13 protein-coding genes are annotated in these 16,704 nt (G+C 62.8%); 10 read left to right on the forward strand and 3 right to left on the reverse strand.

What is annotated here, in order from left to right:
- Positions 1-14: 14 nt before the first annotated feature.
- Both QZH66_RS07780 and QZH66_RS07785 read left to right on the forward strand, forming a co-directional pair.
- A complete protein-coding gene (locus tag QZH66_RS07780; protein WP_305805383.1) occupies positions 15-1,307 on the forward strand; it encodes an adenylosuccinate synthase in 1,293 nt (430 codons plus the stop codon).
- Positions 1,308-1,563: 256 nt separating this feature from the next.
- Positions 1,564-2,376 (forward strand): hypothetical protein, encoded by an 813-nt coding sequence (locus QZH66_RS07785; RefSeq protein ID WP_305805384.1) that lies wholly within the window; start codon positions 1,564-1,566, stop codon positions 2,374-2,376.
- Positions 2,377-2,579: 203 nt separating this feature from the next.
- Here QZH66_RS07785 and QZH66_RS07790 read toward each other — a convergent pair whose 3' ends face one another.
- The gene (locus tag QZH66_RS07790) at positions 2,580-2,774 is read right to left on the reverse strand and encodes a hypothetical protein (protein WP_305805416.1); all 195 of its coding nucleotides are present in this window, start codon (positions 2,772-2,774) and stop codon (positions 2,580-2,582) included.
- 208 nt (positions 2,775-2,982) lie between these two features.
- Here QZH66_RS07790 and QZH66_RS07795 point away from each other — a divergent pair, with 208 nt between their 5' ends.
- Positions 2,983-3,720: an AraC family transcriptional regulator gene (locus QZH66_RS07795; protein WP_305805385.1), complete on the forward strand. Its 738-nt coding sequence runs from the start codon at positions 2,983-2,985 to the stop codon at positions 3,718-3,720.
- A 283-nt stretch (positions 3,721-4,003) separates the two neighbouring features.
- On the opposite strand, the gene QZH66_RS07800 is transcribed toward QZH66_RS07795, so the two are convergent.
- Both QZH66_RS07800 and QZH66_RS07805 read right to left on the reverse strand, forming a co-directional pair.
- Positions 4,004-6,217: a polysaccharide biosynthesis tyrosine autokinase gene (locus QZH66_RS07800; protein WP_305805386.1), complete on the reverse strand. Its 2,214-nt coding sequence runs from the start codon at positions 6,215-6,217 to the stop codon at positions 4,004-4,006.
- Positions 6,218-6,292: 75 nt separating this feature from the next.
- Positions 6,293-6,730 (reverse strand): low molecular weight protein-tyrosine-phosphatase, encoded by a 438-nt coding sequence (locus QZH66_RS07805; RefSeq protein WP_305805387.1) that lies wholly within the window; start codon positions 6,728-6,730, stop codon positions 6,293-6,295.
- Positions 6,731-7,457: 727 nt separating this feature from the next.
- Here QZH66_RS07805 and QZH66_RS07810 point away from each other — a divergent pair.
- From QZH66_RS07810 to QZH66_RS07840, 7 genes are all read left to right on the forward strand, one after another.
- On the forward strand, positions 7,458-8,552 hold the full coding sequence (locus QZH66_RS07810; protein ID WP_305805388.1) for a polysaccharide biosynthesis/export family protein: 1,095 nt from the start codon (positions 7,458-7,460) through the stop codon (positions 8,550-8,552).
- Between the two features lie 20 nt (positions 8,553-8,572).
- Positions 8,573-9,283 (forward strand): YjbF family lipoprotein, encoded by a 711-nt coding sequence (locus QZH66_RS07815; RefSeq protein ID WP_305805389.1) that lies wholly within the window; start codon positions 8,573-8,575, stop codon positions 9,281-9,283.
- Positions 9,284-9,321: 38 nt separating this feature from the next.
- Positions 9,322-10,065, forward strand: a complete 744-nt coding sequence (locus QZH66_RS07820; protein WP_305805390.1) for a capsule biosynthesis GfcC family protein — start codon at positions 9,322-9,324, stop codon at positions 10,063-10,065.
- Entirely contained in the window at positions 10,062-12,257 is a 2,196-nt protein-coding gene (locus QZH66_RS07825; RefSeq protein ID WP_305805391.1) for a YjbH domain-containing protein, read from the forward strand. Before QZH66_RS07820 ends, QZH66_RS07825 begins: the two co-directional genes overlap by 4 nt.
- Before the next feature lie 146 nt (positions 12,258-12,403).
- Positions 12,404-13,915 carry an undecaprenyl-phosphate glucose phosphotransferase gene (locus QZH66_RS07830; RefSeq protein WP_305805392.1) on the forward strand — a complete coding sequence of 504 codons (1,512 nt, stop codon included), beginning with the start codon at positions 12,404-12,406 and terminating at the stop codon, positions 13,913-13,915.
- A gap of 148 nt (positions 13,916-14,063) precedes the next feature.
- The gene (locus QZH66_RS07835) at positions 14,064-15,230 is read left to right on the forward strand and encodes a nucleotide sugar dehydrogenase (RefSeq protein WP_305805393.1); all 1,167 of its coding nucleotides are present in this window, start codon (positions 14,064-14,066) and stop codon (positions 15,228-15,230) included.
- Positions 15,231-15,257: 27 nt separating this feature from the next.
- Entirely contained in the window at positions 15,258-16,562 is a 1,305-nt protein-coding gene (locus tag QZH66_RS07840; protein ID WP_305805394.1) for an oligosaccharide flippase family protein, read from the forward strand.
- The last annotated feature ends 142 nt before the right edge of the window (positions 16,563-16,704 follow it).

Consider the following 16,704-nt stretch of genomic DNA (forward strand, 5'->3'; position numbering starts at 1 on the left):
AGGAGTCACCCGTCATGGGTCAGTCAGTTGTTGTTCTCGGTGCCCAGTGGGGCGATGAAGGCAAGGGCAAGATCGTCGATCTGCTTACCGAAAAGATCGGTGCCGTCGTCCGTTTCCAGGGCGGCCATAACGCCGGCCATACGCTGGTCATCAACGGCAAGAAAACCGTCTTGCACCTGATTCCGTCCGGCATCCTGCGCGACGACGCGCTGTGCCTGATCGGCAACGGCGTGGTGATTTCCCCGGCTGCGTTGCAGAAGGAAATCGAAGAGCTGGAAACCGCCTGCGTGGAAGTGCGCTCGCGCCTGAAGATCTCCCCGGCCGCGCCGCTGATCATGCCGTACCACATCGCCCTGGACCAGGCGCGCGAACGCGCCGCCGGCGGCAAGGCGATCGGCACCACCGGTCGCGGCATCGGCCCGGCCTATGAAGACAAGGTGGCGCGCCGCGGTATCCGCATCGCCGACCTGCACTATCCCAAGCAGCTGGAAGAACTGCTGCGCACCGCGCTGGATTACCACAACTTCGTGCTGACCAAATACCTGGGCACCGATGCGGTCGATTTCCAGAAGACCTACGACGAGGCGCTGGCCTTCGGCGAATACGTCGAACCGATGAAGTCGGATGTGGCCGGCATCCTGCACGACCTGCGCAAGCAGGGTAAGCGCGTGATGTTCGAAGGCGCACAGGGTGCGCTGCTGGATATCGACCACGGCACCTATCCGTATGTCACTTCTTCCAACACCACCGTCGGCGGCGCGCTGGCCGGTGCCGGCGTGGGCGCCGATGCGATCGACTACGTGCTGGGTATCGCCAAGGCCTATGCCACCCGCGTCGGCGGCGGCCCGTTCCCGACCGAGCTGGACGATGACATCGGCCAGGGCCTTCGCGATCGCGGTGCCGAGTACGGCGCCTCGACCGGCCGTCCGCGTCGTTGCGGCTGGATGGATATCGTTGCGCTCAAGCGCGCCGTCGCCATCAACGGCATCAGTGGCCTGTGCATCACCAAGCTCGACGTGCTCGACGGCATGGAAAAGCTCAAGATCTGCATCGCCTACGAGTACCGCGGCAAGCGCACCGAGTACGCGCCGCTGGACGCGCAGGGCTGGGAAGAGTGCACGCCGGTGTACCTGGAATTCCCGGGTTGGAGCGAGAACACCCACGGCGTTACCAGCTGGGACGCACTGCCGCCGGCCGCCCGCGCCTACCTGCGCGCGTTGGAAGAACTGGCCGGTTGCCCGATCTCGATCGTGTCCACCGGTCCGGACCGTGACCACACCATGATCCTGCAGGATCCGTGGGGCTGATCGATCGTTTGCTTGCACTCCCGCGAGTGGGAGTGGGGCGGATCGAACCGGCACGATGAGGTTGTACCCGGGACGCCCCGCGAATGCGGGGTGGATCCCTTGGCGATGACGGGCAGCCTGCCTGCTCCCGCGGTGCGCTTGTCCAGGGATCCGTGGCAGGCACCTGCCGAACGGTCGTATAGCGTGCACCTGTACTGATGCTTCCCCCGGGCACGGCGATCGGCGATGCTCGCGGCAACGAAAGGGGGAAGGGATGATGCACGAGGATCAGGACGTCAGCAGTCAGACTTCCGGACCGGAGCCCGGGGCAGCGCAGGATGCCTCCCCGGCCGCGCCGATCAACTGGTCGCCGATTCCCGATGTTGGCCCGGGCGACCAGTCCTGGGTGCTCAGCCTCTGGCGGCGCGGCTGCCGCGAGCCGGCGCTGATGTTCTCCAGCGGCTACGTGCTGGTGGCGTTTCTCGGGCTGTGGTCGAGCGCGTGGTTCTACCATGGCTTCGGCATCGCCATCCTGGATTACCTGCAGGCCAGCGATTACCTGGTGGCGGGCCTGCGCGATCCGGCTTATGGGCTGATCTTCGCCATCGGTGTGCTGCTGGCGGTGATGGTGAGCTGGCCGGAGGCGCTGCGCCGCCGTCACCCGGACTATGTCGCTGGCTTGCGCCGCCAGCGCTGGTGGGCACGCATGGTGTTCCCGCGCGCGAAGCTCATGACCTGGGATGGCGTCGGTATCCACCCGATCACCGGCGTCAGCATGGTGGTGGCGTCCTTCATGCTGCTGGGCTCGGCGATCTACATGCAGACCAAGGGCGAGTTGTTGCGCGAGAAGGGGCGTGGCGCGCCGGTGCGCGTGCATCTGATCGGCGATGCCGCGGCATTGCCCGGCGATGCGCGCCTGCTTGGCACCAGCAGCGCGTTCGTCTACCTGTGGTGGCCGGCGCAGCAGCGCGCCGAGGCCGTGCCGATCACGTCGGTACGGCAATTGCAGGCACGGCCGTTGAAATCGAAGTCGAAGCTTGCGCCGAACGCCGGCCAGCCACCTGCGACGCCTCCGCCTGCCGCGCGCTGAGCAAGCCAAGGCGGTCCAGCGCAATGCCGTTGAATTGCCGTTCGGTTGGGGCAGCGCCGTCATCTACGGGCCTGTGTTGAAGATTGCCGCCCGCCCTCATTGATGCGGGGAACGGATGGCTGCTGCTCGTGGCATCGCACTGCCCGCGCTGAAGCATGAGCATGGCCGGCCTGTCGCTGCGCCATCTGGTGACGCGCCCGCCGTCAGGGCTTGCCGCTGCCGGGGGACTTGCGGCCGCTGCCGGACTGCTTGCCGCCGCCGTCTTGTTTGTTCACCGTGGCCCAGGCGATCCGTTCCGCGGTTTTTTCGCTGTGCCCTTTGGCTTTCTCGCTGTGCTCGATGTGCGCGGCCTGGCGCTTCTGCTTGTCCGTGTAGCTGGATTTGTCTCCGCGTGGCATGGCCCACTCCTGTTGTACCCGACGTGCCGAGCGGTATAGGGCGAGCGGCGAAAGCGCGGCGTGAAAGTTGGGATTTGCCGCATGGGCCGCGGCGCGATGACGGGCGCGGAATAGACGGCAGGGTCGCTAGAATGGCGGCAGTCGCCCATCGCCGCGCGCGAGCGTCTTCATTGCCCGCACCAATCCCCCGCTCTGGCCCGGTTTTCCGATGCGAATCGATCCTGCTGAAATCGAAGCCCTGTTCGACGCCATTCCCAGTGTGCTGTTCTTCGTCAAGGACAGTGATGGCCGCTATACCCACGTCAACATGACCATGATGCGGCGGCTCGGGCTGAAGTCGCGCGGCGCGGTGATCGGCAAGCGCGCAAGCGAGATCTACCCGGCCGGACTGAGCGCCGAATACACCCGCCAGGACGAACGCGTGCTGGCCGGGGAGATCATCGAAAACCTGATGGAGCTGCACCTGTTCGCCAACCAGGAGCCGGGCTGGTGCCTGACCTGCAAGCGGCCGCTGGTCGTCGATGGCAAGGTGCAGGGCATCATCGGCATCTCCCGCGATCTGGGCCAGAAGGGCGGGCTGGAATCGCGCTACGAACCGCTGCGGCTGGCACTGGATTATCTCAACACGCACTACGCCGAAAACGTGCGCATGCAGACCCTGCTCGATATCACCGGGTTCTCGCTGTCCAAGCTGGAGCGCTCGTTCCGCAAGGTGTTCCAGATGACCCCGCAACAGGTACTCACGCGCCTGCGCATCCAGATCGCCCTGCACCTGCTACATGGCGGGGACAGCATCGCCAGCATCGGCCTGGCCTGCGGCTTCACTGACCAGAGCGCGTTCACCCGCAAGTTCAAGGCCGAAGTGGGGATGGCGCCGCGGGCGTACCGGCAGCAGATCAGCGCACGCGAAACTGCGCACTCCGAAAGCAGCGGGTTCCCGGAATGATGGCCGGAACATTGCCGTCGGCGGCAATGTCCCAGGGAGCTGCAGCTGGCCATGGCACCGCAACCATCACCGGTGATGGCCGACTGGTCGGGCCGAAAGGGTATTCACCGGGCGGCATGGCGTCGGGGACGTGCGGGCGCGACGCAAACCGCCATCGCTGAAAAACCGCTTGCTGGCGGGTGGGTGCGCGGCTGCCGCATCTCGATGACAGGGGACACAAACGCAGACGGGGCAGCGGTCTTGCGACTGCTGCCCCGTCTGTCTGTTCATCCGGGCCGCGGGCTCAGGCGCCCTGGGCTTCGGACTTGTACTCGTAATAACCGTAACTGTAGAGGCCGGTGGAACGGCGCTCCACCGCGTTGAAGATCGCGCCCTTGATGACGATGCCATTCTGTTCGAAACGCTTCTTCGCCAGCGCCACTTCCTTGGGCTGGTTCAGGCCGAAACGCGTCACCAGCAGGTTGGCGCCGGTGTAGCGGGCCACGATTGCCGCGTCGGTCACCGCCAGGATCGGAGGGGTATCGACGATCACCAGGTCATACTGCGGCGCCAGTGTCTCCAGCAGGTGTCCGAAACGCGGGTGCATCAGCAACTCGGAGGGGTTCGGTGGCGCATCGCCGCGGGTGATGTAATGGAACCCCGGCTGCCCGTCGAGCGTGCGGATGGCCGCTTCGGCGCTCAAGCCGCCGCCCAGGATGTCCGACAGTCCGCCCTTGGCCGCAACACCGGTGGCCTTGTGCAGCGAGCCCTTGCGCATATCCACGTCGATCAGCAACACCCGCTGGCCGCTCTGGGCGATCACCGCCGCCAGATTGGACGAAACAAAGGTCTTGCCGACGCCGGGCGCGGGGCCGGAGATCATCAGGATGTTGTTCTGCGCTTCGAGCATGGCGAAGTGCAGGCTGGTACGCAGGCTGCGGATTGCCTCCACCGCCAGGTCGGCCGGCTCGGAAATGGCCAGCAGGCGCGACGCTCGGCTGCTTCCGTTCCGCCCGGGCTTTTGGGTGGCCGCTTTCTGTGCCATTTCGCTGAGCGGAATCGAGGCGTAGACCGGCAGGCCAAGCTCCTCGATCAGCGCTGGATCCTCGATGCCGGGATTGAGCATGCGCTGCAGGAACACATAACCGACCGACAGGAAGCCGCCCAGCAGCGTCGCCACCAGCACGATCAGCGGCTTCTTCGGTTTGACCGGTTCCAGCTCGTCAACCGCGGCCGCGTCGACAATGCGCACGTTGCCCACGGTGCCGGCCCGGGCCACGTCCAGCTGCTGTGCCTGGTTGAGCAGGGCGGTGTACAGCTCGTTGCTGACCTGCAGGTCGCGGGTCAGGCGCAGCAGCTGCTGCTGGGTATCTGGCAACGCGCTCACCTGGTCCTTGAACCCGGCCTTGCGGCTTTCCAGTTCACCGATCTGCTTGAGCAGTGCGCGGTAGGCGGGGTGCTCGCGGGTGAAGCTGCGATCCATCTCCGCCTGCTGCATGCGCAGCTGCTGGATGCTGGTTTCCACTGCCACTTCCTGCTGCAGCAGGCCCTGGGTCTGCATGCCCAGATCCACCGAATTGACCTGGGTCTGGTAGGCGTTCATCGCCGCCTGCGCCTTCTCCACCTGCTTGCGCACGTCCGGCAGCTGTTCCTTGACGAACCGCAGCTGCGAGGACGCCTGCGCCGAGTTGCGCTCCACGTTCTGCATCACGTAGGCCTCGGCGATCTTCTGCAGGAAGGTCTGGGCGAACGCGGCGTCGGTGTTTTCGTAGCTCAGGCTCAGGATGCCCGATTCCTTGCCCTGTTCGGAAACCTTGATTTCCTTCTGCAGCGCGTTGATCACAGTCAAAGGGCGCAGCTTGGCGACATGGAAGCGTGTGCCTGGATTGGCGTTCAAGCCCACCACTTCGATCAGTACGCCGCGGCCTTCTGCGGTTTCGCCAACGGTACCGGCCAGCACTTGCCTGCCATCATCGTCATACAGCACGTAGCTGCCAGGCTTGTCGCCGGCCCGCAGCATCATCTCCTTGCCCAGCATGGCGTTGGGCACGGTGAGCCGGAAGATATCCAGCGTCTCGCCACCCCAGCCATAGCTGTTCATGCCCAGCCATGGCGAGGCGACTTCGTTATCGGTGCCGGGCGAGAAGCGGCGGGCAATGAAATCGCCCAGCAGCGGCAGCCGGTAGGGCTGCACGTCGATGTCCAGCTTCAACTGATCCACTGCCTCGCCAACCACGGTGCGCGAAGTGATCAGTGCCACCTCGGTGGTGGCCTGCGAGCTGCCTTCACCCAAGCCCAGCGAGCTGAGCTCCGCCAAACCCGGGATCGACGGCATCTTCGATTCGACCTGCACGATCGCCTGCGCCTGGAAGACCGGAGCGCTGAGCAGGGCATACGCGATGCCGCCCAGCATGAAGACCGCGGTCACGGTGATGATCAGCCATTTACGGTCGATCAGGACTCCCAGAAGCTCACGCAGATCAATTTCATCGCCATCCTGGCTGGACGTCTTCGTCATTTCGTTTGCCATCACAAATCAGTTTGAAAATTTCAGGGAGAGGGCGCCACCGGCAACGCAGGTGGGACCCACTACTTAACGGATGTATCGGGTCCACGCTTGAGTGCATTCGTCGATCAGCGCGTACACATGCTCGAAGGCCGGTCGCTGCTGGCGATACGGGTCGGGAATCTCGCGATCGCCGCACCACTTTCCCAGCAGGAACGTTTTGCCGCTGGCTTGCGGAAACTCGTTGGTGATCGAAGCAACGTGCCTGCGCTCCATCACCAATACCAGATCGGTTTCCCGCAACAGCGCCGCAGTGAGCTGACGGCCGCGGTGCATGCTGCCATCAAGCTGGTGTTCCTGGAGGATTTGCTGCGCCATCGGATCGATGGGCTTGCCTGCGAGTGCCTGCAGTCCGGCGGAGCCCATCTGTACGCCGTCGCGGGCAAGATGGTGACGCATGACAACTTCGGCGGTGGGGCTGCGGCAGATGTTGCCGACACAGACAAACAGGATGCTTTTGAACACGAGGCCGGGTTTCCGATTGTAAGAAGCGCTTGGCCAACGTTTGGCGGCGAATCATACATGATTGGAAAAGTCCGCGCGGCGTGACCGGCCGCGTTGACAAGTTGGCTTGACTTCCGCCTTGACAACTTTTTAACTATGCCGCTCCCACCCCGTTTAGCTTGGAAGCTGCTCAATGAATTCAATCACACGCATGTTCGGTATCGCTGCACTGGCAGCCTGCTCCTCGATGGCGGTTGCCGCCCCGCAGTCGGCTCCGGCCACGAGCGCAGAAGCGCTGCCGCAGGCGCAGGCTGCAGCCGGGGTTGATGCCGCTGCTGCGGGCGGGGCCGCGGAAGGTGGCGCAGCTGCCACGGCTGGCACTACTGCAGGTGCAGGTGCAGGCGCTGCTGCGGGCACGGGTGGCGCAGTGGCTGCCGCAGGCGTCTCGGCCACGACGATTGCCATTGGTGCAGCCGCAGCGGCGGCCATTGCGGTTGCCGCCTCCGGTGGTGGTAGCGATAGCGGAAATGGCAACGCCGGCGGTGGCGGCGATGGTGGCGGCGGCGGTGGCGGTGGCGGCGGTGGTGGTACCACTGGCACTACGGGCACCACCGGCACCACGGGAACCTCGCGCTAACGCGGGTTCATTTGTCTTGCAGTAATGCCTGGAGCCCCGCAGGCGCGATGTCTGCGGGGTTTTTCGTTGCACGGGTCGGGTGACGACATTCCGCGCCCGATGGAGTTTTTGATGAAACCCGTACGTCTCCCCCTTCTTGCCTTGCTGGCTGCCGCTGTCCTGTCCGGTTGCGCCCTGGCTCCGGGCCAGCACCTCAGTCGCTCGGCCATGCGCGGCAGCAGCACGCAGATCGGCAATGATGCGGTGGAGATCATTCCGATCACCTCCAAGCTGATTGCGATGGACACGGCGGCGCGCGGCGCCGACGTGGTTGCGCCGGAACTGGCGGACTTCCGCCCCGAGTCCTACCGGATCGGTTCGGGCGACCTGCTTTACATCACCGTGTGGGACCACCCCGAGTTGACCGTGCCGGCGGGCGCGCAACAGCAGCTCAATGCTGCTGGGCGACTGGTGCAGGCCGATGGGGTGCTGTTCTATCCGTATATCGGCAAGGTCCAAGCTGCGGGCCTGACGCCGGGCGAACTGCGTGACCTGCTGGCCTCGAAGCTGGCGCGTTATGTCGAATCGCCGCAGGTGGATGTATCGGTGCTGACCTATGCAAGCCAGCGCGTGTGGGTGACCGGCGCAACCGCCAATCCGGCCTCTATTCCGCTGTCGGTGGTGCCGTTGACGCTGTCCGATGCGATCAGCCAGGCGGGGCTCAACCCCACCGGTGCCGACCTGTCGGGCGTCCGTCTGGCCCGCGACGGAGTGACGTATACGATCAATCTGGATCGCCTGTCCGGCAGCACGGTCTATCTCAAGGCCAATGACAAGATCTACGTCCCGTTCCTGGACGACAAGGAAATTTTTGTTGTCGGCGAAATCAACCAGCCCGGTGCGCAGAGCTTCCGCACCGGTTCGCTGCGCCTGAGCCAGGCGCTGGGCCGTGCCCGCGGTCTGGCCCAGGCCACCGCCAATGGCAATGCGGTGTATGTGATCCGCGGCAGCAATGATCTGGCGCAGGCGCCGTCGCAGATCTACCAGCTCGAAGCCCGCTCACCGGCCGCCTTCGCCGTGGCCAGCCAGTTCGAGTTGCTGCCCGGTGACGTGGTGTTCATCGGTGCGGCCGGCATCACTCGTTGGAGCCGTTTCGTGAGCCAGCTGTTGCCGTTCTCCGGCATCATCAGCGGCGCCGCGAGCGCCAAGTCCAATCTTTCCGACTGACGCCGGTGCCGATATCGTTGATGCAGCATGCACCCGTGCATGAGGTGGGGCTGGGCCTGAGTGATCGAGCAGCGTGGTCACGTGCGTTTGGCTACGCGTGTCTGGTATTTGCCGCGTTGCTGATGACGGGCTGCAGCACCCTTACCCGCAGCAGCTTCGACCAGGTGCGGCTGGCGATCGCTGACCGCAGGGCGCATGCCGTTTCCGCTGATCAGGTGGCTGCCCTTCGGTATGCGCAGATCGCGGTGGAAGGGATGGAGCGCCCGGTGGTGATGGTGCTGGGCAATGTCGATGACGGGCGCCAGGCCTGGTACAGCGGCGACCGGCGCATCGTGTTTCTGCGCAATGGCCTGCTGACCGGCACCGCGGGCATGCCCGGCGGGGATGCGGCGGGCATCACTGTCGACAACCCGGCCGTGTTCGACGATCTGCGCGAGGTTGGCGATGGCACCCGCGTGCAACGCAGCTATGACTGGATGCCCGGCTACCGCTATGGCGTGCAGGTGCGCGGGGATATGCGGCGCGGCCCCATGGTGCAGGTCGAAATTCTTGGCCAGAACAGAACGCTGCTGCGCATCGACGAGCGGCTGTCCGGCCCGGGCGTGGATGCGCTCAACAACTATTACGTCGACCCGCAGGACGGCGCGATTGTGAAAAGCCGCCAGCTGGTGCGGCCGGGCAAGAGCCTGGAGTTCACCGTGCTCAAGCCCTATCGCGAGGGCGGGCAATGACGCGTCTTCCGCCTGTTTTCCGCCCGCTTCTGGGTCTGATGCTTGTTGCAGGCGTGGCGGGTGCCAGCGCGCAGCCGCAGGCAAGCAGCTTGCAGGTGATTGTGGAAGGCGCGGTGCAGGCGCCCGGCCCGCAGGATTTTGCCCCCGATGCGCGTTACGCCACCGCCGTGCTGGCCGCACGCCCCACAGCGGATGCCTACGTGCTGGGGGCGGCATTGCTGCGTCGCGAAGCGCTGGTGCTGCAACGTCGCCTCAAGGCCGGCATCGAGCACGATCTGCAGCAGCTGGCGCTCAATGAAGCCACGGCCGGATTTGCCAATCAGTTGGCATCCGTGGTCGATGCGATGCCGGTGACCGGCCGGGTGACGGCCCTGCTGGATCCGCGCCCGCTGGAACTGTCGACTGCGCACAACCGCCTGCTGGCCGACGGGGACCGTTTCATCTATCCGCGCCGTCCCACCACCGTGCAGGTGATGGGGGCGGTCGGGAATACCTGCGTACTGGCGCATAAGCCGCTGCAGCAGGCGCGCGACTATCTGCGCCACTGCAACGTGCTGCCGTTGGCCGACCGTGACTGGCTGTATGTGATCCAGCCGGACGGCAATGTGCAACGGATCGGCATTGCCCTGTGGAACCGTGGGCAGGAGCTGGCCGCATTGGCGCCGGGCGCCACGCTGTATGTGCCGCTCGCAGCGAAGTGGCTGGGCGAAGTGGATGCCGGTTTCAATGCACAGCTGGCCAGCTTCATCGCCACCCAGCCGCTGCCGGTGGGGCAGCCATGAGCGGGTTGGTGAAGCGGCGGGCGCTCAGCGCGCAGATCGCGTTGATGCTGTGTGGTGCGAGCGGTATCGCGACCGCGCAGGACTTGGTGACCCGTGATGACTGGGGCGGGGTGGGGCTGCTGCAGACGCCGACCGCGCGCATGGCTGATGAAGGCGAGCTGGCGTTCACCGCCAGCCGTACCTCGCCTTACAGCCGCTACAGCGTGGCGATGCAGCCGTTCCCGTGGCTGGAAGGCTCGTTCCGCTATATGAATGTCACCGGCATCCGTTACGGCGCGCAGTCGTTCAGTGGCAACCAGAACTACAAGGACAAGTCGATCGACCTGAAGCTGCGGCTTTGGGCGGAGCGGCGCTGGCTGCCGGAAGTGGCGGTCGGGCTGCGCGATATCGGTGGCACCGGCTTGTTCTCCAGCGAATACGCGGTCGCCAGCAAGCGCTTCGGACCGGTTGACGCCAGCTTTGGCCTGGCGACCGGCTATATGGGCAAGCGCGGCGACTTCGGTAATCCACTGGGGGCGATCGATGACCGTTTCGACACGCGGCCAGTGCCGACGAGTGCCGTGGTGAATGCCGGCAAGTTTGGCGCCAGCGCCATGTTTCGCGGTCGGATTGGTGCATTCGGCGGCATCGCCTACCAGACGCCGTGGGAGCCGCTGCTGCTCAAGCTCGAATATGACGGCAACGATTACCGGCATGAGCCGCGCCGACTCAAGGTGAGTGCGGACACACCGTTCAATATCGGCGCGGTCTACACGCTCAATCCGAATACCCAGCTGAGCCTGGGCTGGGAGCGGGGCAATACGGCACTGTTCGCGCTGACCCTGCATGGCAACCTGCGCCGCGCCACGCCGATGGCCAAGTTGCTGGATCCCGCACCGGAATCCCTGCAGGTAAAACCGGCCGCCGCACCCGCCGCCACGCCGCACTATCGCGATGCGGCGGACAAGGTCGCAGCCACCCGCGAACAGGTGCTGGCCTCCGCGGCTGCCACCGACTGGCCGGCGGTGGCGGCGCGTCTGCGCGCCAATGCCGGTATCGACGTGGAATCGATCAGCCTGCGCGGTGAAGAGCTTATCGTCAGTGGCGAACAACGGCGCTACTTCCATCCCGCACAAGGCCTGGGCCGTGCCGCACGCGTGCTCGATAACACCGCGCCGGAGGATTTCCAGTGGTTCACGCTGGTCAACCGCCGGCTGGGGATGTCGATCGCCGAAAACAGCGTCAACCGCGCCGCATTCGCCGATTACGTGCAGCACCGCACCGGGCTGGACGTGCTGGCCAGGCAGGTGGAGATCAATCCGCCGGGCAGGGTGAAAAGCGAACCGCTCTACCAGGCGCCACTCGACCGGTTCGAAGGTGGCTTCGGCCTGGGTTACGGGCAGATCCTGGGCGGGCCGGACGGCTTCATCCTCTACCAGTTCAGTGCCGACTATTCGGCCGAGTACCGCTTCAGCCGCAATCTGTGGCTCAGCGGCACCGTCAGCGGCAACCTGCTCAACAACTACGACAAGTTCCGCTATGACGCGCCCAGCAAGCTGCCGCGGGTGCGCACCTACCAGCGCCAGTACCTCACCAGCGCCGACGTGACCGTGCCCAACCTGCAGCTGACGGCCAGCCACCAGTTCGGGCGTGACCTTTACGGCATGGCATATGCCGGCCTGCTGGAGTCGATGTTTGGCGGTGTAGGTGGTGAAGTGCTGTACCGGCCGTTCGGCCAGCGTTGGGCCGTGGGCGCAAACGCCAACTGGGTGCGCCAGCGCGGCTTCAGGCAGGACGCCAGCTTCCGTGATTACGAGGTGGGCACTGGCCACGCCACGCTGTACTACGGCTTTGGCCGCGAGCAGCGGGTGCAGGCCGCCTTCAGTGCCGGGCGCTACCTCGCCGGCGACTGGGGCGTGACCGCCAATGTGGCGCGGCTGTTCGACAACGGCATCACCATGGGCGCGTATGCGACCAAGACTAATGTGTCCTCGGCCGACTTCGGTGAAGGCAGCTTCGACAAGGGCATCTTCGTCTCGGTGCCGATGGACTTCCTATTGCCGCGCGCCAGCCGCTCCCGCGCCACGCTGACCTGGAGCCCGCTGACCCGCGATGGCGGCGCCTGGCTGGGGCGCAAGTACGGGCTGTATGGCTTGACCAGCGAGCGCAATACCGAATTCTTCGACGCCAACCTGGGGGAGATCGCAAACTGACCGGCGTCGCCGATGGGGTGCGCCTCAGGCCATAAGGGCGCGGCATGGCGACCGCTTTGATGCGCCCTTGATTCAAAAAGAACCGTCGGCTTTATGTTCGTGAATACGATGGGTGAATTCGCTAGCACGGCAAAAATTAACTTTGTGTGAAACAGTTCTCGCTTGCTGGCATAATTGACACGGATCTGCCGCACACAGGGGGGCAGCAGGCCGGGAATAAGGATATTCGCAGTATGTTGTTTACACCTGTCCGGCTGGAGACGCGGCTTGATCCGCACGCCAGCAACAAGACCGCGGCGCTGCTCGGTCTTGCCTTGCGCTTTGTCGATCTCGCAGTGGTGGTGGGCACGGGATTTCTCGCCTATCGACTGGTAAAAGGCGATGTTGTTCTGCCGACCGACTACCTGCGTACCGTCTGCAGGGCACTGTTGTTCGGGTTGATTGTTTTCAACGGTTCCAACCTCTATCGCAGCTGGCGCGGTCGCGGGCTCAATGTCGAGATTGCAGGCCTGGCCAGTACCTGGGTGGTGCTGTTCACGGCAATGGCGCTGTACAGCGAACTGCTTACTGAAATTCATGGGCTTTCGCGGAGCTGGTGGGCAGCGTGGTTCGTTATGAGTCTTGGCGCTGCCACGGGGGCCCGTATCGTGGTCCGGCGTACTGCGCATTGGCTGCGCGTGCGCGGGGTGGACAGTCGCACCGCGGTAGTGGTCGGGGCGACGGCGGATGCGCAGCGCGTGATTCGTGCGTTGGAATGCCAGCCCTGGATCGGCATCACTGTTGCCGGCTGGTTCGGCGCCTCCGAAGGTCAAGAAGAGGGGGCGCTGCCCGGTGACATCGACGACCTCAACCACTACGTGAATGTGCACGAGATCGATCAGGTGTGGATTGCGTTGCCGATAAGCGAGCAGGGGCAGATCGCGAAGATCCTTACCGAGCTGCGGCACTCCACGGCGGACATCAAGATGGTGCCGGACATCTTCGGGCTGCAGTTGCTCAACCATTCGGTGCAGCAACTGGCAGGATTGCCGGTGATCAACCTGCGCGCCACGCCAATGGATGCCAATGCGCGCCTGCTCAAGGCGTTGGAAGATCGGGTGCTGGCCGCGCTGATCCTGCTGCTGATCGCGCCGCTGCTGCTGGCCATCGCCATCGGCGTCAAGCTCAGCTCCCCCGGACCCGTGCTGTTCAAACAGAAACGGCACGGGCGTGGCGGCACCGAGATCAAGGTATGGAAGTTCCGCAGCATGCGGGTGCATGCCGAAAGTGACGGAAAGGTTACCCAGGCCCAGAAGAAAGACCCGCGGGTGACCCGCTTCGGCAACTTCCTGCGCCGTTCCAGCCTGGATGAGCTGCCTCAGTTCATCAATGTGCTGCAAGGGCGCATGTCCATCGTCGGTCCGCGGCCACATGCGGTGGCCCACAACCTGCAGTACATGGAGCAGGTGGACGATTACATGCAGCGCCACCGCATCAAGCCGGGTATCACCGGCTGGGCGCAGGTAAACGGGTTGCGCGGGGAAACCGACACGCTGGAAAAGATGCAGCGCCGCGTGGAATACGACCTGTACTACCTGCAGAACTGGTCGCTGCTGTTCGACCTGCGGATCATCGCGATGACCGTGTTCAAGGGCTTCGTGAACCGCAATGCCTACTGATATCAAACCCTTCTCCCTTTGGGAGAAGGTGCTCGTCTCCGGCAGGAAACCCTTCTCCCTTTGGGAGAAGGTGCCCCGAAGGGGCGGATGAGGGTAGTCCCTCCATCCCTCAATCAACCCTCTTCTGTCCTTCTAGCGAAAAATAACAATGAAAATTGCCGTTGCCGGCCTCGGATACGTCGGCCTATCGAACGCAGTGCTTTTGGCACAGCACAATGAAGTAGTAGCGCTGGACATCGATTCACGCCGTGTGGAGCTAGTGAACAGCCGCCGCTCGCCGATCGAAGATGTCGAACTGGCCGAATACCTTGCCAACAAGCCGCTGCAACTGACCGCAACGCAAGAAAAAGAGCAGGCCTACCGCGATGCCGACTTCGTGATCATCGCTACGCCGACGGACTACGATCCGGTCAGCAACTATTTCAATACCGGCTCGGTAGAATCCGTCATCCGCGATGTGCTGGCGATCAACCCGTCGGCCACCATGGTGATCAAGTCGACTATCCCCGTCGGCCACACCGCCAAGCTTCGCGAACTATTCAACACGCAAAACATCATTTTCTCCCCCGAGTTTCTGCGCGAGGGCCGGGCGTTATACGACAACCTGCATCCCAGCCGCATCATCGTGGGTGAACGCTCCGAGCGTGCTGGCGTTTTCGCGGCGCTGCTTCAGCAGGGTGCTGTAAAGACAGATATTTCGGTGCTCTTTACCGAGTCCACCGAGGCCGAGGCGATCAAGCTGTTCGCCAATACCTATCTGGCAATGCGGGTGGCTTATTTCAATGAGCTGGATACCTATGCGGCTCATCATGGGCTGGATGCCCGGCAGATCATCGGAGGTGTATGTCTTGATCCACGAATCGGCAATCATTACAACAATCCATCCTTTGGCTACGGGGGTTACTGCCTGCCAAAGGACACCAAGCAGCTATTGGCCAACTACAACGACGTGCCGCAGACCCTAGTCCGTGCAATCGTTGACTCCAACACCACTCGCAAGGATTTCATCGCAGACGATATTCTGCGACGGAGTCCTCGCGTGGTCGGGATCTATCGCTTGGTGATGAAGGCCGGCTCAGACAATTTCCGTGCGTCTAGCATCCAAGGCGTTATGAAGCGCCTTAAGGCCAAAGGCGTGGAGGTGATCGTCCATGAGCCAGTCTTGGAGGAGACGGACTTCTTTAACTCACGGGTCATTAACGATCTGGCGGCGTTTAAGGTGCAGGCCGACGTGATCGTGGCCAATCGCATCGCGGATGAGTTGCAAGACGTAACCGAAAAAATCTACAGCCGCGATCTTTTTCGCGACAGCTGAGCGCAGATGTCGTTAGGGGCCATAAATTTGATCAAGAAGATTGCGCACATTCGAAAAATTCTGTTAGAGGGGTCTCGATACAAAAAAAATCTTATCCACGGTGCATTGGCAAACGCATTCACTCAGGCGGTGCCTCTGCTTGTTTTGCCTATATTGACGCGCCTTTACGTACCAGACGACTTTGGAACCCTCTCCATCTATGTTGCAATCATTTCGATCTTGGGGTCAGTCGCCACGTTTCGAATGGATTGGTTCGTGTCTGCCACACGAAACCGATTTCGGGCTGCTGTGGGACTCGCGCTAGGCCTCGCTCTCCTAATCTGCGTTCTGCTAGCTAGCATTGTGATGGGCGCACTCTTTCTCCTTTCAAGCCCAGCTTCAAACACCGGCATCTTCAGCGCCATTCGGCCAGTGGCATGGCTTATCCCTATCGGAGTGGCAGGCTATAGCTTGTTTTCGCTCACTTCGGCATGGTACGTGCGTCAAGCTAGAATTCGTGCCCTATCTTCATCGAGGATGATCCAGGGCGTGATTGGGGCGGCAGTAGGTATTGCCTTAGGTTTTGCCGGAGCCGGTGCAGTGGGTCTCGTTGGGGGGAGTATCGCAAATACGAGCGCGGGGGTCGTTAAACTGTTCCGCGATGCCTCTTCTGAACTGTTTAGCGCCGCCACCAGAATCCGGAGCGGTTATATAAAAAAAGTAGCGGCCGCTAACGCACGACATATGGCCTTCTCCGGTGGATCCAGCGTTATCAACTCTATGGGGCTATTTCTTCCAACCCTAATGTTTGGATTGTTTTTCTCAGCACATGAGGTCGGCCTGCTAGCCTTGGCGCAAAAGATTGCAATTGCCCCAACGTCGGCGATAAGTACTGCTATTTACCAGAGCTTTTGGGGAGAAGCAGCTCAAGCCAAACACTCGCAGCGGAATGACCTGCAAAATACATTTAAACGTACGAGCCTTCTACTTTTTACTCTCTCTGCTCCTTTGTTCCTCTTCTGCTTGGCGGGGCCGTTGTTCATGGGGATGGTTTTCGGTGGGAAGGCATGGGGTTCAACCGGATCGCTTTTGGCTGCGCTAGCGCCATCCGTTGCGACCCAGCTCGTCGCGTCAACACTCTCGCCTGTAATTACCATGTCGGGTGGGGCGTCGTGGGTATTTTTTTGGGACTGTGCGCGCACAGCAGTGGTCGCATTGAGCGTTATATTTTTTGCATTTTCCGGTGCAAGCTTTCTCATTACAGTCATTGCTTACTCGGCCGTGATGGCCGCCATGTATATTGTCTTATATTTCAAAGCTAAGCGGATCGTTGCAGAGCACTTCGCTCTATAATGCAATCTCGTCCCTGAGTCCATTTATAAACGCAACTAATGAAGATGCTTCGCCGTACATCCCTTGCCAATATCGCATTATTCGTCGCGTTTTCATTGGCGAGCCTATCTCTTCTCAAAGCTGGCTTCTGGATGTTTAGTCA

Source organism: Stenotrophomonas sp. YIM B06876 (assembly GCF_030711595.1).
Taxonomy (GTDB): Bacteria; Pseudomonadota; Gammaproteobacteria; order Xanthomonadales; family Xanthomonadaceae; genus Stenotrophomonas.